At 38.0% G+C, this 25,956-nt stretch carries 20 protein-coding genes and 8 pseudogenes; 13 read left to right on the forward strand and 15 right to left on the reverse strand.

Annotation, left to right across the window (positions count from 1 at the left end):
• Positions 1-850: 850 nt before the first annotated feature.
• A complete protein-coding gene (locus tag ACWYN3_RS21125) occupies positions 851-2,056 on the reverse strand; it encodes a PAS domain-containing protein (RefSeq protein ID WP_456216224.1) in 1,206 nt (401 codons plus the stop codon).
• A gap of 146 nt (positions 2,057-2,202) precedes the next feature.
• Between ACWYN3_RS21125 and ACWYN3_RS21130 the strand changes: the two genes are divergently transcribed.
• Positions 2,203-2,841, forward strand: coding sequence for an ABC transporter ATP-binding protein (locus tag ACWYN3_RS21130; RefSeq protein ID WP_456216225.1), 639 nt, complete (start codon positions 2,203-2,205; stop codon positions 2,839-2,841).
• The gene (locus tag ACWYN3_RS21135) at positions 2,835-3,923 is read left to right on the forward strand and encodes a hypothetical protein (protein WP_456216226.1); all 1,089 of its coding nucleotides are present in this window, start codon (positions 2,835-2,837) and stop codon (positions 3,921-3,923) included. Before ACWYN3_RS21130 ends, ACWYN3_RS21135 begins: the two co-directional genes overlap by 7 nt.
• Before the next feature lie 21 nt (positions 3,924-3,944).
• Here ACWYN3_RS21135 and ACWYN3_RS21140 read toward each other — a convergent pair whose 3' ends face one another.
• Positions 3,945-4,304, reverse strand: coding sequence for a CoA-binding protein (locus tag ACWYN3_RS21140; protein WP_456216227.1), 360 nt, complete (start codon positions 4,302-4,304; stop codon positions 3,945-3,947).
• A gap of 87 nt (positions 4,305-4,391) precedes the next feature.
• Positions 4,392-5,935: pseudogene (locus ACWYN3_RS21145) on the reverse strand (NAD(P)/FAD-dependent oxidoreductase).
• Between the two features lie 166 nt (positions 5,936-6,101).
• On the opposite strand from ACWYN3_RS21145, the gene ACWYN3_RS21150 reads away from it, so the two are divergent.
• From ACWYN3_RS21150 to ACWYN3_RS21170, 5 genes are all read left to right on the forward strand, one after another.
• Positions 6,102-6,683 carry a LemA family protein gene (locus ACWYN3_RS21150; RefSeq protein ID WP_456216228.1) on the forward strand — a complete coding sequence of 194 codons (582 nt, stop codon included), beginning with the start codon at positions 6,102-6,104 and terminating at the stop codon, positions 6,681-6,683.
• Positions 6,684-6,764: 81 nt separating this feature from the next.
• On the forward strand, positions 6,765-7,208 hold the full coding sequence (locus ACWYN3_RS21155; RefSeq protein ID WP_456216229.1) for a TPM domain-containing protein: 444 nt from the start codon (positions 6,765-6,767) through the stop codon (positions 7,206-7,208).
• A gap of 10 nt (positions 7,209-7,218) precedes the next feature.
• Positions 7,219-7,998 (forward strand): TPM domain-containing protein, encoded by a 780-nt coding sequence (locus ACWYN3_RS21160; protein ID WP_456216230.1) that lies wholly within the window; start codon positions 7,219-7,221, stop codon positions 7,996-7,998.
• Between the two features lie 16 nt (positions 7,999-8,014).
• Entirely contained in the window at positions 8,015-8,419 is a 405-nt protein-coding gene (locus tag ACWYN3_RS21165; protein ID WP_456216231.1) for a hypothetical protein, read from the forward strand.
• Positions 8,420-8,431: 12 nt separating this feature from the next.
• Complete coding sequence (locus ACWYN3_RS21170) at positions 8,432-8,863, forward strand: NUDIX hydrolase (RefSeq protein WP_456216232.1); 432 nt, start codon at positions 8,432-8,434, stop codon at positions 8,861-8,863.
• Between the two features lie 119 nt (positions 8,864-8,982).
• Here the strand turns inward: ACWYN3_RS21170 and dnaA are convergent.
• The 3 genes and pseudogenes from dnaA to ACWYN3_RS21185 all read right to left on the reverse strand — a co-directional run bounded on the left by dnaA (position 8,983) and on the right by ACWYN3_RS21185 (position 12,686).
• Positions 8,983-10,414: pseudogene (dnaA, locus tag ACWYN3_RS21175) on the reverse strand (chromosomal replication initiator protein DnaA).
• Between the two features lie 196 nt (positions 10,415-10,610).
• Positions 10,611-12,154 (reverse strand): annotated as a pseudogene (locus ACWYN3_RS21180) (acyl-CoA mutase large subunit family protein).
• A gap of 1 nt (position 12,155) precedes the next feature.
• Positions 12,156-12,686 (reverse strand): DUF7935 family protein, encoded by a 531-nt coding sequence (locus ACWYN3_RS21185; RefSeq protein ID WP_456216233.1) that lies wholly within the window; start codon positions 12,684-12,686, stop codon positions 12,156-12,158.
• 295 nt (positions 12,687-12,981) lie between these two features.
• Between ACWYN3_RS21185 and ACWYN3_RS21190 the strand changes: the two genes are divergently transcribed.
• From ACWYN3_RS21190 to ccsA, 4 genes are all read left to right on the forward strand, one after another.
• Positions 12,982-13,332 (forward strand): HesB/IscA family protein, encoded by a 351-nt coding sequence (locus ACWYN3_RS21190; protein WP_456216234.1) that lies wholly within the window; start codon positions 12,982-12,984, stop codon positions 13,330-13,332.
• A gap of 92 nt (positions 13,333-13,424) precedes the next feature.
• Positions 13,425-14,438 carry an ABC transporter permease gene (locus tag ACWYN3_RS21195; RefSeq protein WP_456216235.1) on the forward strand — a complete coding sequence of 338 codons (1,014 nt, stop codon included), beginning with the start codon at positions 13,425-13,427 and terminating at the stop codon, positions 14,436-14,438.
• Positions 14,420-14,662, forward strand: coding sequence for an ABC transporter permease (locus ACWYN3_RS21200; protein WP_456223098.1), 243 nt, complete (start codon positions 14,420-14,422; stop codon positions 14,660-14,662). The genes ACWYN3_RS21195 and ACWYN3_RS21200 overlap by 19 nt, the downstream gene beginning before the upstream one ends.
• 327 nt (positions 14,663-14,989) lie before the next feature.
• Positions 14,990-15,643, forward strand: coding sequence for a cytochrome c biogenesis protein CcsA (gene ccsA, locus ACWYN3_RS21205; RefSeq protein ID WP_456223099.1), 654 nt, complete (start codon positions 14,990-14,992; stop codon positions 15,641-15,643).
• 709 nt (positions 15,644-16,352) lie between these two features.
• On the opposite strand, the gene ACWYN3_RS21210 is transcribed toward ccsA, so the two are convergent.
• From ACWYN3_RS21210 to ACWYN3_RS21240, 7 genes and pseudogenes are all read right to left on the reverse strand, one after another.
• Positions 16,353-16,556 (reverse strand): MAC/perforin domain-containing protein, encoded by a 204-nt coding sequence (locus tag ACWYN3_RS21210; protein WP_456223100.1) that lies wholly within the window; start codon positions 16,554-16,556, stop codon positions 16,353-16,355.
• A gap of 20 nt (positions 16,557-16,576) precedes the next feature.
• Positions 16,577-17,110: a hypothetical protein gene (locus ACWYN3_RS21215; RefSeq protein WP_456216236.1), complete on the reverse strand. Its 534-nt coding sequence runs from the start codon at positions 17,108-17,110 to the stop codon at positions 16,577-16,579.
• Positions 17,111-17,467: 357 nt separating this feature from the next.
• Positions 17,468-18,517 carry a dTDP-glucose 4,6-dehydratase gene (gene rfbB / locus ACWYN3_RS21220; protein ID WP_456216237.1) on the reverse strand — a complete coding sequence of 350 codons (1,050 nt, stop codon included), beginning with the start codon at positions 18,515-18,517 and terminating at the stop codon, positions 17,468-17,470.
• Between the two features lie 34 nt (positions 18,518-18,551).
• Positions 18,552-19,118: a hypothetical protein gene (locus ACWYN3_RS21225; protein WP_456216238.1), complete on the reverse strand. Its 567-nt coding sequence runs from the start codon at positions 19,116-19,118 to the stop codon at positions 18,552-18,554.
• Positions 19,119-20,142: pseudogene (galE, locus tag ACWYN3_RS21230) on the reverse strand (UDP-glucose 4-epimerase GalE).
• 6 nt (positions 20,143-20,148) lie between these two features.
• Positions 20,149-21,137, reverse strand: a pseudogene (locus tag ACWYN3_RS21235) (UDP-glucuronic acid decarboxylase family protein).
• Positions 21,137-22,451, reverse strand: a pseudogene (locus ACWYN3_RS21240) (UDP-glucose dehydrogenase family protein). The pseudogenes ACWYN3_RS21235 and ACWYN3_RS21240 overlap by 1 nt, the downstream one beginning before the upstream one ends.
• 179 nt (positions 22,452-22,630) lie before the next feature.
• On the opposite strand from ACWYN3_RS21240, the gene ACWYN3_RS21245 reads away from it, so the two are divergent.
• Positions 22,631-23,419 carry a 3-deoxy-D-manno-octulosonic acid transferase gene (locus tag ACWYN3_RS21245; RefSeq protein WP_456216239.1) on the forward strand — a complete coding sequence of 263 codons (789 nt, stop codon included), beginning with the start codon at positions 22,631-22,633 and terminating at the stop codon, positions 23,417-23,419.
• Positions 23,373-23,855 (forward strand): 3-deoxy-D-manno-octulosonic acid transferase, encoded by a 483-nt coding sequence (locus ACWYN3_RS21250; RefSeq protein WP_456216240.1) that lies wholly within the window; start codon positions 23,373-23,375, stop codon positions 23,853-23,855. Before ACWYN3_RS21245 ends, ACWYN3_RS21250 begins: the two co-directional genes overlap by 47 nt.
• A 33-nt stretch (positions 23,856-23,888) precedes the next feature.
• Here ACWYN3_RS21250 and hemH read toward each other — a convergent pair.
• Both hemH and ACWYN3_RS21260 read right to left on the reverse strand, forming a co-directional pair.
• Positions 23,889-24,912 (reverse strand): annotated as a pseudogene (hemH, locus tag ACWYN3_RS21255) (ferrochelatase).
• Positions 24,913-25,036: 124 nt separating this feature from the next.
• Positions 25,037-25,817 (reverse strand): annotated as a pseudogene (locus tag ACWYN3_RS21260) (4-hydroxy-3-methylbut-2-enyl diphosphate reductase).
• Positions 25,818-25,956 lie beyond the last annotated feature (139 nt).

Here is a 25,956-nt window from a genome sequence, read left to right on the forward strand (position 1 = left end):
CAATCTTGTTATTGTTGCCCTATCAACATCCGTTGTAAAGCTTCCCGTTTTTGTTGGGACTGCAAAGGTAGAAATCTTTTTCGTTTTGGCAAGCTTTTTTTTTTTTTTATTTTTAGAAGTTTTTTATCCCTTCCTAAAATGCTTACTAACACTCCTACTCTACATCCTTTCAATCTTCCTTTTCACTCTTTCCCTTCCTCCGAAGCGGGATGCAAATGTAGGAAAATTATGCCACCAAACAAACAATAACACACTATTACTTGTATACAATCCATAACTCCATGGTTTACAACACTAAAAACTTTATTCCAATTCGAACAGAACCAAATTAAAGCGTATTTTTCTTCATTCAGCCCCGCCAATCCACCAGGTTTTCAACCCGGAAATCAAAAAAAAAAACAGAATCAAACAGTGGGGCAAACCAATCGGTTCTTCTCTTTTCAATGCATTAACCCTTATTTTCAGGTCAAAACTAAAGACTCAGGGACCCAGGTAATACCTGTATCTAGTTAACAAACACCCAAACAAGGTCAGAAATATGGTTGACACTATAGAAAACTCCTATTAATATGCGTAAGTCATCTATGTTGGGAAGGGGTTGGTAAGGCCTATGGCCTTACCAACCCCTTCCCAACATAGATGACAACCCGATTCAGGTACAGCCACAATACTGCATCTAAATTGTCCTGGAAACTTCTCTGTCTATTATCAAACTACGACTAACCCCGTTTTTTCAGCAATCACATATAGTATATATACATACACCATATGTACTATACCAAAAGCATAAAGATTATACCCGGTTTTCACATCATTGCAAGAAACTCTTTTTGTTTGTTTTACCAAAGAATCAGGCTATACCTTTAGAGAGCTGAACATTCTTACCCTCCACAGTCTGCTTATTAATCATAATAACAGCATCATCAAGTTCTTTGGAAGATACAGCGAGAAAATCAATAAACTCCAGAACCTCTTCATTGCTTGCAGAATCCTTAATTAAGCTAATCAGCCCCATTATATTAGTCAGCGGCCTTCTTACCTGGTGAGAATTCAGCCAGGCAATCTCTTTGAGCTTTTCATTTTGACTAAGCAACTGCTGTTCGTACTTTTTCTGTTTATCAATATCCTGCATCGCCCCTATCATTCGGATAGGCTCTCCATCCTGATCAAAGATTGCATAACCCCGGTCTCTGATATATTTAAAAGAACCATCTGCACATCTGTACCGGTACTCTGCAAAAAAGTACTTTTGTTTATCAGTAAATATTTTTTTGAAGGAATCCATTACCAATAACCGATCATCCGGATGGATCTTTTGCATTGCCCCAAAAATATCAGGACTTGTATCTGTAGCGTAACCATAAGTTTCATTATACCCCTGCATCCATTTAAGCTGATCGTCCACGAAATTATAATCCCAGATTACATCATTTGTTGCATGATTAACTGTTTCATATAAATGGAGCAAATCATTAATCTTCTTTTCATCTTTGATAGACTTATCTATATCTACAACCATAACAAGATACGCTCCATTTTTTTTAAAGGGTATGGGATGAAAAGTCGTCTTTACATAAAAACATTCGTCATTTTTTTTCTGATGAAGCCAGACAATAGATTCGGGTTCCTGCTCCCCATAACGTTCCATAAAACTTTTAATTCGTTCACGCTCCTGTGCAGGTCTGATATCAAAAGATGTCATTTGCAAAAATTCCTGTTCTGTATAACCATATAATTTCGTCATGGCCTCATTCACAGAAAGTATCTTAAAACTTCCTTTTGCCATCACATAAATAGCCAGCGGACTGGTATTAAATAGCTTTTGATAGTTTAAGGCCGTAGTCTCCTGATCTTTTTGATAAAACCGGATAGAAAAAAAGATAATAAAAGACGCAATGATCATGAAGGCTACATCCAGAAAAACATGGAAATTCATCAGACTGTTATGATTCTTCTCTATGGAAGTCCAGTCAATCAATCCGTGCCCCAGCAGCAATACAGTAATGCCGAGCAACAAATAAAAAGCTATTATTTTAAACAACGGCAGGCTCTTCATCTGGTTAAGATTTATGTTCTATAAGTATCTTATTTATCTAAAATAACTATCAATTATCAAATAATCATCTTTTTAGCAATTAAAATTTATTAACCAAACAAAAAAAACTCCTGTAACATTGCCTTACAGTTATCATCTAAAAACAAATGGATCAAACAACATTGAGCTTAAATAAGCTGAGCAAAAAATATGGAAGCCATACCGTTTTCGAATTTGATCATTGGGAAGTAAACCAGGGAATTTATCTGATCAAAGGAATTAATGGAGCCGGAAAAACCACTTTATTTAAGATCATTTCCGGACAAATACCATTTAATGGTGAGGTAGCTATCAACAATATCACCTTAAATCAAGAACCGGAGACCTACCGCTCTATGCTCAGTTACGCAGAAGCAGAACCGCAATATCCGTCCTTCCTTACTGGCAATGAGCTTTTGGACTTTCACCTCAATATCCGGAAAGTAGAAAGAAGAACTGCTAATGAACTTATAGAAGGGTTTAGAATGGGAGACTACATGAAAAACAAGATAGAAAGCTACTCTAGTGGAATGCTAAAAAAGTTATCATTAATCTGCGCATTTACAGGTAATGTGAAATTATACATTCTGGACGAGCTAATGATAACTATTGATCAGGCTTCGATCGAAGTACTTTATACATTGATAAAAAACCAGCTGCAGGAAGGAAAAATATTTCTGATTTCTTCCCATCAGGATTTAGACTACACCAAAGTTCCGATGAATGGTATTTTTCAAATCGATAACCAGCAGTTGAAATTATGCTGAAATTATGGATTAAAACCTTCGGCAGAGAGTTTTTCGCACAACATGCCGGATTATTTCTTTTCCTTTTTTACCTGATTTTCGGAGCAGTCCCAAACAGTCAGCTCAAAGGCTATATATTAGCCCTAGGTATAAATATCAATTCATCTCCTGTAGCAGGAGCAATATTTATGCTGATTACACTTCTTTTTAGCCTCAAATCTTTGTTTTTTGTACAAAAACTAATCAATACATCAGTTTATAATTTTGTAAAAACCAGCACCGCAGCAGTCAAAAAGATACAATTACTAAATTGGCTTGTCTTATACCTGTTTTTAAACAGTCCGCTGGTCATATTTGGTGTGTTTGTTATAGTAACAGGTATGTATGGACATTTTTATTTATCAGCCGCAGCATTAACGGGATTTATCATCCTGATATTCAGCGGCCTGTCTATTTTCACTTTTCGCGCTGTTAATTACACCTTCAAACCAGCCAGAAAGCTGATTACTTTACCACAAATATCAGTTAGTAAAAAAAAACCTTACTGGACATGGCCACTCCACTATATACTGAAAGAGCAACCCCTTACCTTAATAGTTTGCAAAATTCTATCTTTTTTCCTTTTTAAAGGGATTATATGGATGTTCGCGGATAATGGCAATGATGTCAGGATCTACTTATTAAGTCTGATGGCGGCAACAATTTCCCATTGTATTCTAATTTCAATTGTTCTCAGATTTGAAAGAAGCAAGGCGAATTTCATCAATAGTCTTCCGGTAAATTATTCGTACAAGCTAATCAGTCTGTTTGGTTTCCTGCTTGCCCTTTTGATACCTGAGTTAATCTTTTATAGTATTGTTTCGGGGTTCTCCACATTCAATACCATATTGGGAATATTGCTGTGTGCAGGGATTTTGCTTACCCTGCGCATGTCACTTTATTTGGTAAATGATGATGCTGAAAGATATCTTAAATATATATTCATCCTGCTAGTTGGCTCTATCATGGCAATTATAGCCAGATTATATTTTCCGTTCAGCATAAGCTTAATCGCTTCAGGGGTAATATATCATCGATATTTATACAAAAAGAACAGACTGTGATCATAAAATAACAAGTAGTGATCAATACTGACCAGTAGACAACAAAACCAGTGTACAAGCTTCAACAGCCTCTATATTATTCTCTTCTAACAAGGTTTCCAGCTCATCGTTTTCCGTTCCGGGATTAAAAATCACCCGTCTCGGTTTTGTTTGAAGGATATAATCAAAATACTCCGCTTGCAAATGGGGGCTAACATATAAAGTTATCGTATCAATACCGGTATGTATTTCTGCAGGCTTTTCAATCGAAACACCAGCGACCTCTCCACTTTTAACACCTACGTTAACAATTGAATGACCTTTTTCTGTAAGCATTTTTGCTGCCAGATAAGCATATCTTGCAGGATTTGGGCTCGCTCCTATGATTAATGTATTCTTCATCGCTATATAATTTTATCAGCAAGTCTTTAATAAATTTTAAAAGAGACTAATGTTAACACGTTAAAAACAGCACCAATACAGAATTGTTTAACTAAACCTTTTTATTGCATTCGCACAGTTTACCCCATCTATCGCGGCTGAGACTATTCCTCCGGCATAACCAGCTCCTTCTGCGCATGGATATAAACCACTTACTTCAGGATGCTGAAAGGTTTCACGGTCTCTTGGTATCCGCACTGGCGATGAACTTCTGCTTTCTATACCAACTAATATCGCCTCATTAGTATAATAACCCTTCATCTTTCTACCAAAAAGCGGTAAGGCATTCTTTAAACTTGAAGCAATAAAATCAGGCAGCATATCTTTTAGCATCACGCTTTTTGTACCCGGTAAATAAGAATTCTTTGGTAAATCGGAAGAAAGCCTGTCTTCGACAAAGTCGATCATCCGCTGTGCGGGAGCAACTAAATTACCGCCACCCATGGCAAAAGCTTTTTCTTCAATAGCTGACTGGAAGTTCATCATCCGTAACGGATCATCACCCCGGAACATCATCAAGGGTAACCTGAACTACTGTACCTGAATTTGCAAAAGGATTATTCCGTTTTGACGGAGACCAGCCGTTAACTACAATTTCATTCTCATAAGTAGCACAGGGAGCAATAATTCCCCCCGGACACATACAGAATGAAAATACGCCTCTGTTGCCTACCTGCTCTACTAAACTATAATATGCCGGTGGTAAAAACTCACTTCTAACCGGACAATGGTATTGCGCTTCGTCAATAATTGCCTGAGGATGTTCTATCCTTACCCCCATTGCAAAAGGCTTCGCTTCTACCAGAATGCCTTTCTGATGTAAGAGCGTATAAATATCGCGTGCAGAATGTCCCGTCGCCAAAATCACGGCATCAGCCGACAAAGTGTAAAGTTCATTTACCACTACACCTTTAATCTTCCCTGACTCTATAATAAAATCTGTGACTTTCTGATCAAAATTAACTTCACCGCCTGCGTTTAAGATCGTCTCTCTGATAGCGGTGATAAATATGAGGGAGTTTATTGGTTCCGATATGGGGTCTTGCATCAACAAGGATATCGTCTGTTGCGCCGTGCTGAACAAAAATCTGAAGTACTTTATTGATATCACCACGTTTATTAGAACGGGTATATAATTTTCCATCAGAGTAAGTCCCTGCTCCGCCTTCTCCGTAACAATAATTCGATTCTGTATTTACAATACCTTCTTTATTGATTAATGCCAGATCACGTCTGCGCTGTTTGACGTCTTTCCCCCGTTCAAGCACAATGGGTTTCATCCCGTTTTCGATACACTGGAGTGCTGCAAAAAGGCCAGCCGGACCAGCACCAACAATAATCACCTCTTTTTTATCAGCAACATTCTGATAATCGAGCGTAAATTTATCATCCGCCTGAGGTTCATCAATGAATGCTTTTACCTGTAATCTGAAAATGACTTTGCGGGAACGGGCGTCTATAGATCGCTTAAGGATTTTAAATCCTTTTATACGTAATATATCCAATTCCAGTAATGCAGAGAGCTTTTTTAAGATTTGTTCTTCTTGTCCTGCTTCTTCCGGCGCGATGGTTATTTCTATTTCTTTTTGCATACATTATGTCAGGTATTTATCCTGAATGGCCACAAAGGTACAGAAATATGAGTTTACTTGTCCAATTACATACAAGTTGTCATGTTTTTTTCCTTAAATGTAACAAAGGTACGGAAATTGAGTTCTAATGTGTAAATTAACACATACAAACCAAAACATGATAAAAATGAAAAAAGCAATATTAGGAGTTATCGCTGCCTTGTTCATCACCACTACGTTTAGCAGCTGTGGATATAACACAATGGTTAAACTGGATGAGGATGTAAAAACTAAATGGAACCAGGTGGAAACTCAGTACCAGAGACGCTCTGATTTAATCCCTAATTTGGTAAGTACAGTAAAAGGTGCTGCTAAATTTGAGCAAAGCACATTGACTGCTGTAATCGAAGCGCGTGCACAGGCAAGTCAGATTAAAGTGAGTGCTGATGATTTAACTCCTGAAAAATTAGAAAAATTCCAGGCTGCTCAAGGTCAGATTGGACAAGCTCTGGGTAAATTGATGGTACTTACTGAAAACTATCCTGAGTTAAAAGCTACACAGCAGTTCAGTGATCTTTCGGTACAACTGGAAGGTACAGAAAACAGAATTGCTGTAGCCCGTAAAGACTTCAATGAAGCTGTACAATCGTATAATGTTAAAGTAAGATCATTTCCTAACAACCTGACAGCAGGTATGTTTGGTTTCAAACAAAAAGCTGGATTTAAAGCTGATGCGGGTGCGCAAAATACACCTAAAGTAGAATTTTAATTCACGTTTATAATATTTAAGGGTATTGAGTGTTTTATTTATAAGACATTCATTACCCTTATCTGTTTAATTCTTATCATTATGCCATTTCTGACAGAACAAGAACAAGACCTGATTACCAATGCTATTGGTGAAGCCGAAAAACTTACATCAGGCGAAATTAGAAATGCTGTAGAAAAACATTGTAAAGGTGAAGCCTTTGAGAGAGCGACCGCCTACTTCTCTAAACTGGGCATGGATAAAACGTCACAACAAAATGGCGTTCTGATCTATCTTGCTCATGTTGACCATAAATTTGCGATCATAGGTGACAGAGGAATTCATAAATTATTGCCAGAAGATTTCTGGGAAACTACACAGATTGCAATGCAAGCACATTTTGCAGGTGGAAACATCGCAAATGGCCTGATCGCTGGTATCGGACTTGTTGGTGAAAAATTAGCAATACACTTTCCTTATCAAAATGGGGATATTAATGAATTGCCTAATGATATCATTTTTATGGATCAAAAGCAATCAAATTAGATAAGCTCGAATGAAGAAAATATTAATTGCCCTATTTCTTACCGTACTTTATACAGCTGCATTTGCACAGGAATATCCTGCGAAGCCAAATACACTTGTCAATGATTATACTGGTACGCTTTCTGAATCTCAGAAACAACAACTTGAAAGTAAACTTGTAGCATTTGATGATTCTACCTCCACACAAATTGCCATTGCGATTGTAAAAAGTGTGGGTGAATATGATATTAATGAATATGCGCTTGGACTGGGCAGAAGCTGGGGTGTTGGGGGTGCAAAAAACAGCAATGGTGTAATGATCGTTGTTGCTTTAGGCGACCGAAAAATCGCGATGCAGACCGGATATGGTGTTGAAGGCGTTTTACCTGATATTATTACCAAGAGGATTATTGAGAATGAGATTAAACCTGAATTCAAAGCTGGTGATTACTATGCAGGACTGGATGCGGGTACAACAGCTATTATCAAATACACCAAAGGTGAATACAAGAATGATAATCCCAGAGCCTCATCAAAAAAAAAAGGTGGCGGTGGTTCTAGTGTCTTTGTAATTATTGTTATTATCGTAATTATCATTATCGTCATCAGAAAAGGTGGTGGCGGTGGCAACGGTGGCCAGGTAATTGGCGGCCGTGGCGTCGGTGAAGCATTATTCTGGGGCGCGCTATTAGGCAGTGGGAGAAGTTCTGGCGGTGGCTGGGGCGGCGGAGGCAGCAGTAGTGGCGGTGGCGGATTTGGTGGCTTCGGCGGAGGTAGTTTTGGTGGTGGCGGTAGTAGCGGAAGCTGGTAAAAGAGGCTCATAAAACATGTATAAAAGAGATTTAATAACTGCTGAGATTCAAAAAATCTCACAGGCAATAGCAAGAATCCTGGGCCTGAAACAGGAAGGCAAACTCGAAGAAGCTGACAACGGCTTAAATGAAATGCTGGAATCAGATTTTGGAATTCTTTTTTCAGATCTGGTAGCTTGTGATGATAGTGATTTCATGGCTTTTCTGACGAAAAAAAACTTTCCGCCAGAAAAGCTTGAAATACTTTCGCAAGTACTTTATATCAAATTCAACACAGCAGAGCTGACCGGAGAGCATAAATCTGTTGCAGAAAAACTACAGCTTACTTATCAGACCTTAGAAGTTAAACATCATGTAGTCAACATGAACAATCTTAGCCGTCAAAAGACAGTAAAAGACTATCTGAATCAGAAGGGTTAACAATACATACAAATGGAGATTTTGAAATGGGAAAAACTTTCCTCCAGATACCTGGTGAAGGAAAGATGGGCAACTTTGCGGGTAGATACCTGTAAATTACAGAACGGTGCAGTAAAAGATGATTATTTTGTATTGGAGTATCCCGATTGGGCCAATGCTGTTGCGTTAACGAAAGATCATAAAATCGTACTAGTACGTCAGTACCGTCATGCAGCAGATATCATTTCATTGGAAATCCCTGGCGGTGTTGTTGAGTCAGGAGAAGATCCGCAAGATGGAGTAAAAAGAGAGTTACTGGAAGAAACTGGTTATTCTTTTGAAAGCTGTGAGCTGATTGCTACACTTTATCCTAATCCTGCCACTTCCGATAACAGGACATTTACATATTTACTGACCGGTGGCATTAAAACACAGGAACAGGATCTGGATGAACAAAAATCTTAAATGTTGAAGAATATACCATAGCAGAGGTTAAACAAATGCTTGCTGATAACAAGATTGATCAATCTTTACATGCGGCTGCGCTATTTTATGGACTAATGAAACTAGAAGCGATTAAGTAGTTAACTCATTTTGAGTTTTTTCTGAATATCGTGCACATAACCTTTAAACTTCTTATCGGTATCAATCAGGTCTTCTACCGTTTGACAGGCATAGATTACTGTAGAGTGATCTCTGCCTCCAAAGAAAGCACCTATCGTCTTTAATGAAGATTTAGTATGGCTCTTGGAAAGGTACATGGAAATTTGTCTTGCCTGTACGATCTCTCTTTTACGGGTAGGTGACTTGACCATATCAACAGGGACTTCAAAGTATTCACATACTAATTTCTGTATGTATTCCATCGAAATCTCTTTAGTCGTATTTTTGATAAAGTTCTTCAGCATTTGTTTTGCTAAGGAAAGATCGATATCTTTTTTATTCAGAGTTGACTGTGCAAGCAAAGAAACCATTGCACCTTCCAGTTCTCTTACATTGTTATCAATATTATTCGCAACGTATTCAACTACTTCCTGAGGAAGCTCAATACCATCTGCATACATTTTCTTTCTCAGAATAGCGATCCGGGTTTCCAGATCAGGGATTTGCAGATCTGCTGAAAGCCCCCATTTAAATCTGCTCAATAATCTTTCTTCCAGGCCGGCTAAGTCTTTAGGTGCTTTATCTGAAGTAAGGATCACTTGTTTGCCCGACTGGTGCAAATGATTAAAAATATGGAAGAAGATATCCTGTGTTTTCTCTTTCCCGGCGAAATTATGCACATCATCCATGATAATGACATCCATTGCCTGGTAGAAATTCACGAAATCATTGATTGTGTTATTTTTAAGCGAGTCTACAAATTGCTGGCAGAATTTTTCGCACGAAACATAGATGACCAGCTTATCAGGCATTGTCCGCTTAATTTCATTCCCGATAGCCTGACCAAGATGAGAGTCTTACCTAAACCCACCCCGCCATAAATCATTAAGGGGTTAAAAGAGGTTCCTCCCGGCTTTGCAGCAACAGCATATCCCGCAGAACGTGCAAGACGGTTACAGTCTCCTTCGATATAGTTCTCAAAAGTGTAATTTGAATTTAGCTGAGGGTCAACATTCAGCTTTTTAAGTCCTGGAATTATAAAAGGATTCTTGATATCCTTGTTTATAGAAACAGGTATTGGCATAGATTGTAATTTAGCTTCTGCCCCATTACCATTAGAGGGCATATTTGTAGTGTAAGGTGAGCCACTATTGGAAGACTTATCTACAACGATGTTATATTCCAGTCTGCCTTCATCCCCAAGCTGCTTTTTAACAGTCTTTCGCAGCAGACCAACGTAGTGTTCCTCTAACCATTCATAGAAAAATAAGCTAGGTACCTGGATTGTTAAAACTTTCCCATCAAGCTTAAGGGCAGAGATAGGTTCGAACCAGGTTTTAAAACTTTGACTCGGATATTGTCCTTAATAATTTGGAGACAGTTTTTCCATACTTCGGTACAAGTTTTTTCCATAGTGCCCTAAATAGATAAATGATTTTCCTCACCGAAAACAGCCAAAGAAATTGCTGTTCCGAGAGATCGAAGATTCAAAAAATTATCAACAAAAAAAACTAAAATTTCATTTATTTAGTAAGTACCTAATCAGCAGAGTCATACCATAGTTAACCTAAATTTTTTATGTGGATAACTATTTTTTAACATTGCGTTTTTAATACTCTCCAAAAACGCTACGCAATACATCTGCAATTTCACCTAAAGTTGCATAGGCCTCCACAGCAGTCAGAATAAAGGGCATCAGGTTTTCAGTTGATTCAGCCGCCTTTTTCAAATTAGCCAGAGCGACAGAAACAGACTCATTATCCCGCTCTTTTTTCAACCGGTTTATTTTATCAGTCTGTATCGTTCTTATCGATTCATCAATTCTTAACGTATCAGTGATTCCTTCTTTTTCCGTGTAAACTTGTTCACTCCGACGATCACCCTGGTAGCCTCTTCGACCTCTACCTGGTAAGCATAAGCTGCATCAGCAATTTCATTCTGAATATAACCATTTTCTATTGCATTTACAGATCCGCCCATGGCATCAATTTTATCAATATATAATTGCGCCGCAGCTTCAATTTCATTGGTTAGATTTTCCACAAAGAAAGATCCTGCTAACGGATCTACAGTTTCAGTTACCCCGCTTTCAAAAGCAATCACCTGCTGGGTACGCAAAGCAATTTTCGCTGCTGCCTCAGTTGGCAATGACAGGGCTTCATCATAACCGTTGGTATGTAAAGACTGTGTACCACCAAGAACGGCCGCCATGGCCTGATTGGTAACTCTGATGATATTATTCATCGGTTGCTGTGCAGTGAGCGTAGAGCCTCCCGTTTGGGTGTGAAAACGCAACATCTGCGCCTTCTCATCTGTCGCTCCCAAAGTTTTGGTAATATTTGCCCACATTCCTTGCCGCCCGGAATTTTGCAATTTCTTCAAAGAAATTATTATGGCAATTAAAAAAGAAAGAAAGACGTTTAGCGAAGACATTAATATCAAGTCCTTTTTCCAGCGCAGCGTTTAAATAAGCTTTTCCATTAGCCAGCGTAAAAGCCAGTTCCTGTACGGCTGTAGAGCCTGCTTCGCGGATATGGTATCCAGAAATAGATATTGTATTCCATTTTGGCACCTCTTTACTACAGTATTCAAAAATATCTGTAATAATCCGCATAGAAGACTTTGGCGGATAGATATAGGTGCCTCTTGCGGCATATTCTTTTAAAATATCGTTTTGTATGGTTCCGGAAATCTGCCTGATATCTGCACCTTGTTTTTTGGCTAAAGCAATATACATCGCCAGTAAAACAGAAGCTGTAGCATTGATTGTCATGGAAGTCGTAATCTTTTCCAGTTCAATTCCGTCAAACAGAGTTTCCATATCTTTTAATGAATCAATGGCCACCCCTACTTACCAACCTCCCCTTCCGACATTTCATGATCAGAGTCATAACCAATCTGCGTAGGCAGGTCGAATGCGACAGACAAACCCATCGTACCTTGTTTTAACAGATAATGATAACGTTTATTAGACTCTTCGGCAGTACTAAAACCTGCATATTGGCGCATAGTCCATAACCTGCCCCGATACATATCTTTCTGGATACCTCTTGTATAAGGGAACTCACCTGGTACTTCAGTCATCGGTTTGGCAAGTGTATAGGTTGCCTTAATTTCAATCCCGGAACTGGTAACGAATTTTTTATCTTCCATATTAAAATAACTGATGAATATCTTTTTGAATCAATTCGAGCGTAAGATCATATGGGTTATCGGCAATGCCTGCCATATGTTCTAATACTTTCCTGCTCAGATCTACGCCGCTTGAATCAGCTGGCAAACCTGCGACAGCGTTATTTAGCATGGCAATAGTATCTTCTTTTAATTTACGCATCACATTCCAGCTTGCTGCACTGACATAGAGCTGCTGGGTCACATTATGCTGATATTCTGATCTTATCTCATTCAAAATGACCGATTGAAGTTCTTTTGCAGAGATTCCCTGCTGATGTAATCTGATGAAAAGGTTCGCAGGATTAAGCCTTTCTACAAAAACGATCATCCTTTCATAGGCTTGTAAACGAAGCGGAAGTAAGTGGCTTCGCTCCTCTTTTCTGGTTTCAAAAGATTTCAGGTTAAAATATTTCTGCACATCATTTCTGATCAGATACCAGGCAAAAAGCATGGTGATGATCCCTCCAGAGGCAAAAACGGCCACCTGCGTCAAAAAGTATTGTAAGTTCATTTGGTTCTGTTTGTCTTCAGCAAAAATGTATTTTTATTTCTATAAATATTGAATTTTATTCAGCAATCTATTTAGACGACTTCTAAATTCTTTACCTCAAATTGACTGTCTTATCATTTTTATGTTATACAGTATAAACCATTTGTTATTATCTTTGTTCGGACAATCCGGGATATTGGACAGCCCAACCCATATCGCATTAGATTTTTTATATTCCGATATAAGACCTTTTAATTGCTTCTTTAGGCGTTTGGGCACCAGAAGGATATATTTGTTATTCCAAAATAGAAATATCATGAGTACAGTTGATACAGCGTTTGCACCAGTTTCTTTTACTGAAACTGCTTTAAAAGAACTTTTGAAATTAAAAGATCAGCAGGAAATTGCTGAAGATTTCGGTTTGCGTGTTGGTGTTGAAGGTGGTGGATGTTCAGGTATGAGCTATCTGCTGGGTTTTGACCAGAAAAAAGATGGCGATCAGGAATTTATCATTAATGGAATGAAGATTTTCATGAATAAGGCACACCAGATGTATTTACTGGGTATGCAGGTAGACTGGCAGGATGGATTAAACTCGAGAGGTTTTACTTTCAGTAATCCGAATGCAGAAAGTACTTGTGGCTGTGGAACGAGTTTTTCAGTATAATTAAAACATTTTCCTTGTAACATTTTGAAAGTCCCGTTGTCATAACAGCGGGACTTTTTATTTTTAGCCCATCCAAATTAGATCAAAAAGAAATGACCTATACAGAAAACATAAGGCTAGCCCTGCAATCTATACAAAGTAACCGCCTGCGAACGATGCTTACTGCATTGATTATTGCTATTGGTTTATCGGCACTGGTAGGGATTCTGACAACTTTGGATGCGGTAAAAACAAGTATGACTGATGCGTTCTCCAGTATGGGGGCAAATGCCTTTACAATCAGGAATAAAGGCACAGGAATCCGTTTTGGCGGGCCAGGTCAGGAAGCAAAATCTTCTAAAGCTATTCGTTACGAGGATGCGATTACATTAAAAAAACAATTGAATGTCCCTGCACTGACGACAATCAGCGTAATTGCATCAGGTGCAGCGACAGCTAAATATGGTCAGCAGAAAACAAATCCCAATATAAATATCAGGGGTATTGACGAAAACGGTCTTAAATCTCAGGGGGCTGACATTGCAAATGGCCGTAACTTTACTCCTGCCGAAGCAGAACTAGGCCCTAATGTGTGTATCCTTGGTAGTGAGATTGCGACTACATTATTCAAAACTGAATCTCCGATAGATAAATTCATAACTGCAGGTGGCAGCCGCCTGAAAGTAATAGGCGTATTAGCCCCTAAGGGCTCGAGTATGGGATTTAGTGCCGACAGAGCGATATTCATACCGCTTTACAAAGCTAAGGTCATCAATGCGTCGCCAAATCCTTCTTATACGATTAGTATCATGGTTAATAAGCCTGATCAGATGGAAAACGTAATTGGTGAGGCAACAGCTGAGTTCAGAAATGTGAGAAAGATTAAGATCAAAGAACCTAATAACTTTGAGATAACCAAAAGTGATGCGCTTGCCCAAACGTTGTTTAAAGATCTTGCAATGATCGCAGTGGGTGGTATAGCGATAGGTGTGATCACTTTGATCGGGGCTTCGATCGGCTTAATGAATATCATGCTGGTATCGGTAACGGAACGGAACGTACCCGCGAAATTGGGATCAGAAAAGCTATCGGGGCAAATCCTTCTGTCATCAGAAAACAGTTTCTGATAGAGGCCGTCATCATCTGTTTGATGGGAGGCGCAATGGGAATTCTGTTTGGGGTACTGCTGGGAAATGCCATTTCATTAATGATGGGCGGCTCATTCATTATCCCATGGATGTTTATTTTTGGAGGTTTCGCCTTATGTGTCATGGTAGGGGTAGCTTCAGGTTATTATCCTGCAAAGAAAGCTTCGAAGCTTGACCCCGTAGAAGCACTACGTTACGAGTAAAGGTTCAAAAAAAACAGGATAGCCCGTTGCTGACTACGCCCCCTCTGCGAGGGTTCTGATGTCAGCAACGGGCTATCCTGTTTTTTTGAATTCACACGGGCACTCCATTTTGGCATGATGCTTAGCCCGTATAATGGCCTGGTTGGTTAATTAGCTGGTAATCGCAAAGCTTTTTAAAAGGTCAAAACACAATAAAATGAAATTGTAATAATCTCTTTATTGTAATTTTGTTTTAAACAAGAAAAACAGAGTTATACTTTATAATAAAAATATAGTTATTTGTCCATGTATTTAAATCAAAGCTAATTGACACTCATGGATAAATTAATGTTTAAATCTTGGTGGAAAATTCTCGCTTCAATTTTAGTCCTTTATTCATTAATTGGAGGATTGTTATTTCCTGTTCCCGAATTGCCGATACTCCACGAAACTATAAGAAATGTATACTTTCATGTTCCAATGTGGATAGCAATGTTTGTGTTATTTTTATTATCGGTAGTATTCAGTATACGATATCTGCGGTCAGGTAATATAAAATATGACTTTATTGCGGTTGAGTGCGTGAAGACAGCAATGGTTTTCTTTATATTAGGTCTAGTAAGCGGTATGGCATGGGCAAAAATGACCTGGGGAGAAGCATGGAGTAATGACCCAAAACAAACAAGTGCAGTTATAGCCTTTTTACTATATTCTGCTTATCTCATATTACGTAACTCAATTGATGATGAACAAAAATCTGCCAAAATATCTTCAATATACAATATTTTTGCTTTTCCATTAATGATCGTATTATTGATTATTTTACCGCGATTGACTGATTCTCTACATCCGGGAAACGGAGGTAATCCAGCATTTGGTAAATATGATTTGGATAACCGTATCAGAATGGTTTTATACCCTGCTTTTATTGGATGGACACTTATTGGTATATGGATAGCTACAATGCGATACAGACTGCATTTAATACGAAATGAAATTTAATCCTGTAGCTTAAAAATTTAATAATGAATATTACTATTCTTGATATAACTTCAATGCTAGGTCAATACAACAAATTTCCTGTTGTAATTTTAGTCCTTTTGATAATATTTATAGGATTATATACTTTTTTAATGATGATATCCAATCAAATTAAAAAAAATAGAAAATTTTAGACTTAAAAATACAAAGAATAAAAATAAGTAGGTCGTTATTAATGATGCTATAAAATACCAGAATCATGTGAATTCCTGGGATTTAATACTATTCTCAGTATTCCCCCTCTGCGAGGGTTCTGATGTCAGCATAGGGCTATCCTTTTTTTTTGAATTCACACGGGCACTCCATTTTGGTATGATGCTTAGCCGATATGATGGCTTGGTTGTTTATCTGGAACATCTTCCTGGACAAGGGCCTTAGATTTACTCCGTAAATTTAATTTGCCAATTTGACCGCCTTAGTTGCAAAATATTGTTCGATATAAGATTTTACCTCCGCTTTTTTTTTACGCTATCGTCAATAAAACTATCAAGAGGGACCAGACGATTGTTATAAATACCAATAAATCGTGCCTTATCTTCTGTAGTAGAAGAACGCCAATTCGTAATATTCAACATCAGCCTATTATTTATGATTTCGGTTTTCAATTTGCTCATATCGCCCCCAATAGAGCTATAATAGATCCTGGCTGAAGAATTTGCATTTAAGTTCACTAAGTTACATCATCCAAATAGCCACTCATTAAGCCGAATGTTTGTTTTAATGCATAGCGTAATCCCTCCACAATGATGGATGCTCTATTTACCTCAGGAGCCTCTGCCTGATAAATGACATCAAATTTCGACCCCATTTCTACCCCAGCCAGAACATGTGTTCCATATTTATGAACAAGCTCTTGAGCGCTTAATAAAGTAATATCACTCTTGAAACCAGCTGTTAAAAAAAACTATTTACACCTTGATCATAATAAAATGTGTATCTTTTCCATACCACGTAATTGGAATAGTATCCGTAAACATACTTTTTATCAGTGGCCACTGTTCCGGGGAATGCCTTTTCCACCGTGTTTCCAAAGAGTCTCAGCCCCTTAGTTTCTTTAAATGAATTGGAGAATTTTTCTGATAGATCTAAAGCATTTTCAGCCTCAATGGTTCTCCATGAACCTTCTGTACCTCTAATTAAATTAATCCTATAAGATCCGCTAGCGGCATAAGCCGGAATATCGACTACATTTCCCCTTACCGAAACTTCGTCGTTGAATTTATCTGTAGCGTCATATCCAAATCCTAAAAAATTATAGGTTTCAGACCATGGATATAAAGGCGGGGTTTCTTGTGTTGCTCCCTTAACTACCAGTTCAATATCTGGGGATAATTTCTCTTTTTTATCAGGATTTGTGACTTCGTCAGCTTGTTTCTTGCATGAGACAAGCATAGCGAAAACCGCCATGACCAGAATTTCTTTTTTCATTTGGATTAAATTTGTGTGTATGTCGCCACCCTCAATACTAACATCATCTTAACGATAAATTTTAAAATTTGATGCCATTTTATTAAGCCTAAACAAAGATACTTTTTTTTCATTTATATTATCAACAATTTCATACAAACTAAATATATACGTCATAAATGTATACGCCATACAAGCCCCCTCAAATGGACCCAGAAGGGGACCTCAAAGCTTTATCATCCCAGTATAAAAAGACATGTAAGGGGAAATCTTAGAGCAAAAAAAAAATCTGTTAATGAATTCTGGCATCAGGGCCCTCAAAGAGGGAACGTAGCCAGAATTCATTAACAGATTTTTATTTGCCTCTTTTCCCTGAAACTACCTGTTATACTGAGTTTGATAGTACTTTTCATAGTTCCCTGAAGTAACATTCTCTAACCACTCAGAGTTCTCCAAATACCATTCTACAGTCTTCTCCAATCCCTCTTCAAACTGTAAACTTGGTACCCAGTTCAGCTTCTCCTGTAACTTAGTTGAATCAATAGCATAACGTAAATCGTGTCCTGCACGGTCAGTTACAAAAGTGATCAGTTTAGCAGATTCGCCTTCTTCACGTCCTAATTTTTTATCCATAATCTTACATAGCAAATGAATCAAATCAATGTTTTTCCATTCGTTATGACCACCGATATTATAGGTTTCGCCAGTTTTAGCTTCATGGAAAATCACATCGATTGCACGTGCATGATCTTCTACCCATAGCCAGTCGCGAATATTCTCTCCTTTACCATATACAGGTACCGGAAGACCATTTTTGATATTATTAATCGCAAGTGGGATCAGTTTTTCAGGAAAGTGATGAGACCCATAGTTATTTGAACAGTTTGAAATCACAATATCAATACCATAAGTATCATGATAAGCTCTTACGAAATGGTCTGAACTCGCTTTTGAAGCTGAATAAGGACTATGCGGATCATAACCTGTGGTTTCTGTAAACATTCCTGTATCGCCTAAAGCACCATAAACTTCATCCGTTGATACATGATAAAAACGCTTGGTTTCATAGTCGCCTTTCCAGAACTCTCTTGCCGCATTAAGCAGGTTAACAGTACCGATTACGTTAGTCATTACAAATGCCGTAGGATCAGTGATAGATCTGTCAACATGTGATTCTGCTGCAAGATGGATTACGGCATCAAAGTTTTCATGCCGGAACAATGAATTGATTTCTTCAGCATCAGTAATATCAGCCTTTACAAATCTGTAGTTTGGGTTTGCTTCTATATCTGTTAAATTAGCAAGATTACCTGCGTAAGTCAACTTATCAAGATTTACGATTTGATAGTCAGGATATTTATTAACGAATCTTCTCACTACATGAGAACCAATAAATCCTGCACCTCCTGTTATTAAAATCTTCTTCATTGTTGTTTTTATATTTTTTCTTTTTATAGGTATGTTATAGTTCCTTTGGCAACCCCAATTCTGATGCCGCTTTTGTTAAATCGTGCTGTTCCAGCTTTACCAGGACAACATTAAACTCTTCTTTCAGATCGTACTGTAAATCTTCGTGCAGCTTCTGGTATTTTTTATACAAAGCCAGTGTTGTTCTCAGAAAATACGTTTTCAATCGCTCATTAAATTTAGCCAGCGGCGATAATACACTTTCATTATAACCCGCAGGGACTTTTTTCAACAAGTATAACCTAAGTTCCGCTTCTGTATTAGGATCTTTAGTCACTTTATAGTGGTGGTTTACCCTGCCATTCAGCTTTCTCAGAATTAGTAATGCATCTTTAGAGGTCGATTTTCTCATCTGATTCAGTATTTCTACTGATTCGTCAATCTCCTCTTTCAGTAATTGATGTCTTTCTTCCAGGTCAGATTCATCTTCCAGTAACTTAAAATGAAGATGCTCTGTCAGTACTTTATCTTTTGCGATCAGACGAAGTAATAACTTATCCTTCTCTTTATCAGGGATTGCTGTTATTGCTGCTTTAAGGTCTTTATGATCTTTTAATAACATTTAAAAGGGGTTATCTTTGATATAGTTTTCCCAGGCCCATGCCGATGACATCATTTCATTAATATCAAGTTCCGCTTTCCAACCCAGCTGATCAGCTGATTTAGTTACATCTCCCCATACCTGTTCGATATCGCCTTCTCTTCTTGCACCTATAGTATAGCTTAATTTAGCTCCTGTAGATTTTTCAAAAGCACTGATAATTTCCAATACTGAACTGCCTTTACCAGTCCCTAAATTAAATACTTCGTAGTTAGTTTCTGCTTTTCCACTTTCCATACGCTTAATTGCAGCAACATGTGCTTTGGCAAGATCTACAACATGGATATAATCTCTTATTGCACTTCCATCAGGTGTATTGTAATCATCTCCGTAAACTGTAATTGGCCCGCGTTTACCGATAGCCGATTGCGTAATGAAAGGGATTAGATTTTGAGGTACACCAATTGGCAATTCACCAATAAGCGCTGTTTTATGAGCGCAACCGGGTTAAAATAACGCAGAGAAGTCACTTTTAAGCCTGGGGTAACAGCACAGGTTTCAGCAAGAATTTCTTCAGCGATCTGCTTCGTATTTCCATAAGGTGATTCTGCTTTCTTAACTGGCGCATCTTCTGTTACTGGTAATTTATCCGGCTGTCCGTAAACAGTACAAGAGGATGAAAATACCAGGTCTATTTTGCTATCAAAAGCATTAATCAAATTGATTAATGAATAAAAGTTATTTCTATAATATTTAAGTGGCTGCTGCTGACTGACTCTCCTACTGCTTTAAAAGCAGCAAAATGTATTACGCCTGTAATTTCAGGATGCCCGGCAACAAACTCAGTTACTTTTGCCTCATCACAAAGATCAAGCTCCACAAATTCTGGTTGCTGACCAAGTATAGTTTCCAGTTGTTTAAGGATTCTTCTATTGGAATTAGAGAAATCATCTACCAGTATTATTTCGTAACCTGCATTAATCAATTCAACTGCAGTATGAGAACCTATGAATCCTGTTCCTCCTGTAACTAATATTTTTGCCATTTCTAATTAACGGTTATAAGTTGTAAAATCTTTATGTTCTTTATTGATCAATGCTTCTGCTGGCAGACTTTTGAAGTATTCATAAGTAATTTTCAAGCCTTCTGCACGGCTTATTTTAGGCTCCCACTTTAATAACGCTCTTGCCTTAGTAATATCTGGTCTGCGTTGTTTAGGATCATCTACTGGTAAGTCTTTGTAAATAACTTTTTGGGTAGTGCCGGTAAGCTTGATGATCTCTTCAGCAAACTGACTGATTGTGATTTCATCAGGATTCCCGATGTTTACTGGCTGTGCGTAGTCACTTAATAGTAATCTGTAAATCCCTTCTACAAGATCATCTACATAACAGAAAGAACGGGTTTGTGAACCATCACCGAAAACAGTTAAGTCCTCTCCTCTTAATGCCTGTCCGATGAAGGCCGGCAACACACGTCCGTCATTCAGACGCATTCTTGGTCCATAAGTATTAAAGATCCTTACAATGCGTGTTTCTAATCCGTGAAAGGTATGATAAGCCATTGTCATAGCCTCCTGGAAACGTTTAGCTTCATCATATACACCTCTTGGGCCAACAGGATTTACATTTCCCCAGTATTCTTCTGGCTGAGGATTAACACTTGGGTCACCATATACTTCTGAGGTAGAAGCAATAATCATTCTTGCTTTTTTGTTCTTTGCCAGTCCTAAAAGATTATGTGTTCCTAATGACCCTACTTTCAGGGTTGTATAGGAATTTTCAGATAATCTATCGGACTTGCTGGTGAAGCAAAATGAAGGATGTAATCCAGTTTACCTGGCACGTATACGAATTTAGAGACATCATGGTGAGAAAACTCGAAGTTTTCTAAAGCAAAAAGATGTTCTATGTTCTGCAGATCACCTGTGATCAGGTTATCCATTGCAATTACATGGTAATCTTCTTTAATAAATCTGTCGCATAAATGCGATCCCAAAAATCCGGCTGCACCGGTAATCAATACTCTTTTGCGCTCCATTAATCTACCAATTTACGGCCAATACTGTTGTAATAATATCCCAAATCAATCATCTTCTGCAAATCGTATAAGTTACGACCGTCAAAAATAACTTTGTTGGCTAATTTCTCTTCCATTTTCTCAAAATCCGGATTACGGAAAACTGACCACTCTGTTGCAATCAATAAAGCATCGGCCCCTGACAGTGCATCATACTGATTAGTCGCATAAGCTACTTTATCTCCGATAATTTTTTTACATTTTCCATCCCCTCCGGATCAAAAACAGTAACTGTTGCTCCTTGTTTTACTAACTCATCAATAATATATAAAGCTGGTGCTTCACGGATATCATCAGTTTCAGGTTTAAAAGCAAGGCCCCATAAAGCAAAGTGTTTGCCTTTCAGATTATTGTTATAATAGCTCAATAATTTATTTACTAATACCGTTTTCTGTTTCTCATTGATATCCATTACGGCTTTAAGAATCTGAAAATCGTATTTATTTTCTTCTGCTGATTTTGCCAGCGCCTGTACATCTTTAGGAAAGCAAGAACCTCCGTAACCTATACCCGGAAAAAGGAAACGTTTTCCAATTCTGTCATCAGACCCTATCCCTTTACGAACTGAATCAACATCAGCACCTACAAGCTCGCAAAGATTAGCAACTTCATTCATAAAAGTAATCTTCGTAGCCAGAAATGAATTTGCGGCATACTTGGTCAGCTCAGAAGATTTCTCATCTCATCCATAAAAAGAATTGGATTCCCCTGACGTACGTATGGCCCGTATAATTCTGCCATTAATTTCTGCGCACGCTCACTTCTGGTACCTATAACCACACGGTCAGGCTTCATAAAATCTTCAACGGCTACGCCTTCACGCAAAAATTCAGGATTCGAGACTACATCGATTTTAATATCAGTATGTTCTGCGAATACTGCCTGTACTTTATCAGCTGTGCCTACTGGAACAGTAGATTTATTGACGATGACTTTGTATTCAGTAACCAATTTGGCAATGTCTTTCGCTGCACCTAAAATATAGGATAAATCGGCTGCACCATCTCCTCCTGGAGGCGTCGGCAAAGCCATAAAAATGATCTGTGCAGAAGCCACTGCCAATGCAAGGTCAGTAGTAAAGGTTAATCTTTTTTGTTCAATATTTCTAAGGAATAATACATCCAGACCTGGTTCGTAAATAGGTATTTCCCCATTTTGCATTTTCAGTACCTTAGCTTCATTAATGTCAACACAAATTACAGTATTTCCTGTTTCAGCAAGACAAGTACCTGTTACAAGCCCAACATACCCTGTTCCGATTACGGCAATTTTCATATAGATATTTTAAAATATATTTAACTCTTTTAAATTAATGGAGCCGTTTAAATTCAGATCAAAGAATTTCAAACAGGCACTCAGATACATCACACTAAAGCCTAACGACTTAACATAAAATCAGAAAATTTTAAATTTTAATCGAGTATCTTCGGCTAAGATAATAAATAAACGACAAAATGCTTTTGCTTTATAATTTTGGTATCGCGCTTTACAGGATGATTATATACATCGCTTCATTCTTTAACCTGAAGGCTAAATTATTTTGTAAAGGCAGGAAAAATATCTTTAATGTTATCGCAAAAAAAGTAGATGGAAAGCAAAAACATATCTGGTTTCATTTTGCTTCTCTTGGTGAATTTGAACAGGGAAGAAGTGTCTTAGAGGAGCTCAAAAAAAAATATCCGGAGAAAAAAATAATCGTTACTTTCTTTTCTCCTTCGGGTTATGAAATCCGCAAAAATTACGCAACGGCGGATGGCATTTTCTATCTGCCACTGGATACTAAAAGAAATGCAAAAAAGCTTTTAGACCTTATTCAGCCGGAAATAGCAATCTTTACTAAGTATGAATTTTGGTATCATTATTTTCAATTGCTGCATGAACGAAAAATACCACTGCTAATTATTTCCGGGATTTTCAGACCCAATCAACTCTTTTTTAAATGGTACGGTGGTTTCTACCGCAGTATGCTGCATTGCGTAACTCATTTTTTTGTACAGAACACAGAAAGTGTTCAACTTCTTAAAGGATTAAAGTTTGAAAACGTCAGCCTGAGTGGTGATACCCGTTTTGACAGGGTAGCAGAAAATGTATTAACGGTTCAGCCTTTACCAGTTATTGAAGAGTTTTGTGGACAGGCCCCTGTTTTTATTGCCGGCAGTACGTGGCCCCAGGATGAACAATTAGTTACCGCTTTGATTGATTGCATCTTATCCCCAATGGAAATTTATCATTGCACCCCATGAAATTGATCCGGCTCACATAGATCAACTCCTTAAGCTGGTTCCCGGAGCATTGCGTTATACACAATTGAATGTAAAAGATGCACAGCCAGATAGTCAGGTATTGCTGATTGATAATATTGGCTTACTCTCTTCTATTTATCAGTATGGACGGGCCGTTTATATTGGCGGAGGATTCGGAGTGAGTATTCATAATACGCTCGAAGCAGCAGCTTTTGGTTTACCGGTGATGTTCGGGCCTGAATATCATAAGTTTCAGGAAGCTAAAGATCTGCTGAGCTTAAATGCGGCAATTAGTATCAGCTCTATGGCTGAACTTTCTGCAGCTTTTGAAAAACTGCAGAAAGATACAAATGCCGGACCTGCAGCCAAAAAATATGTGCAGGATAAAACGGGAGCTACCAAACAGGTTTTAACTTATCTGGAGCAATATATTTAGAAACTGTTCGGGTTTTAAGCGAAGCATCCGGATTTAATTCTGATGTTGATCCTTAACCATTTTCACTAAAGTAGCAATCCATTGCGGATGATCGTTCAGGCTAGAAACCAGTTGTACTTCTTCACCTCCCAATTCTTTGAATTCTTCACCATATTCAACAGTTACTTCATAAAGCGTTTCCAAACAATCGGCTACAAAAGCAGGACAGAATACTAATAGCCTCTTTTTGCCCTTCGCAGCTAATTCTTTAAGTACATCAGTCGTATATGGCTGTACCCATGGTTCTTTTCCTAATCTGGACTGGAAACATACAGAATACTGTGTTGCTGGTATATTCAGTTCTGCTGCGATCAATCTTGCTGTATCATGGCATTGTGCAGAATAACAAAACTTATTTACATCCGTTAAAGTAGCACAGCAGTCAGCTGTTTGAAGACAGTGCCGACCAGAATGATCACATTTCCTGAGCTGACGCTCTGGTAATCCATGAAAACTGAATAAGATCTGATCATAGTAGGTTTTGCTACTTTTTCGCGTTGTCAGCAAATGTACTGATCATCATTTCGTTATCATGAAAAGAGTTTACGAACGACACCGGTGGAATAGTCTGCCATTTACCAACAATTTCCATCACTTTCTGAATCACAGAACCTGTACTTGCAGAAGCATACTGAGGGAATAAAGGAATAACCTGGATACTTTCTACTAATCCAGCCTTCATTCTTTCTAATGCAGATTCAATAGATGGACTCTGATAACGCATAGCCAGTTCAACCTGGTATTCAGGCCCCAATTGCTCCTGAACCAACGCAGCCTGTATTTTACTATAATATAAAAGAGGTGATCCGTTTTCGTCCCAGATCTCTTTGTATAGCTTAGCAGTCTTTGGACTACGGAAAGGCACAATAACACCTTTGACTAATAACGTTCTGCTCAATGTACTGATATCGATAACGCGTTCATCCATCAAAAACTGATCAAGATACTTTCGTACATCTTTTACTTCCGGGCTGTCCGGAGTTCCCAAATTCACTAATAATACACCCTTTTTTCCCATAGTTGATATAAAAAATCAGCCAAAATCTAAATTAAGGCTGGTTTCTGCGACAAATATACATTATGCTTAATGTGCCTTAAAACGGCTTTTGAATAATTACTTTTTAATGATGAACGGTCTTTGACTAAAAAGACTCCAGATGTGCTTTAACCTGCTCCATTAACCACATTGGCGTAGAAGTGGCTCCGCAAATACCGATTTTATCATTTTGACTAAACCACGAAAGATCGAGCTCTTCTATATTGGAAATGAAATAAGAATGTTCATTAAACTTCTTACAAACATCATAAAGCACCTTACCATTTGATGATTTCTTACCGGATACAAAAATGATCCTGTCATAATTCACAACAAACTTCTCCAGATCTTCGTAACGGTTCGAAACTTGTCTGCAAATAGTATCATTGGCCTTCACTTCGTATCCGCGGCTCAATAACTGTTCTTTAATATGATAGAATTTATCTGTCTGTGCTTTTGGTTGTCTGACTGTAGAGTGTAAATTTACCGGGTAAGTCCATATCATCCAGCTCTGCTAAATCCTGAAAAACAATTGCATTACCGTCAGTTTGTCCTTGTAAACCGATCACTTCTGCATGACCATGTTTACCAAAGATTAATATCTGCTCTTTGTCATCATATGAATTCTTGATCCTGTTTTGCAGTTTTAAAACTACAGGACAGGAAGCATCAATTAAAATAAGATTATTTTCCAATGCAAGCTGATAGGTAGAAGGAGCCTCTCCGTGCGCTCTGATCAGTACTTTTTCATTGCGCAGGTTCTGCAATTGCTCATGGTCAATAATACGCAATCCCTTATCTGTTAAACGTCTTACTTCTTCGTCGTTATGTACGATATCTCCAAGGCAATATAAATACTCTTCTTCCGCTAAAATATCTTCAGCCATTTCTATAGCATATACTACCCCGAAACAGAATCCTGAGGCTTTATCTATTGTTACGGCTAAGTCGTATATTTCATCATATATTTTATTTTCAATGGTTATCTGAACCTCAGCAATAATTATCACTAAAGCATTGATACTA

Source organism: Pedobacter sp. NJ-S-72, assembly GCF_053890575.1.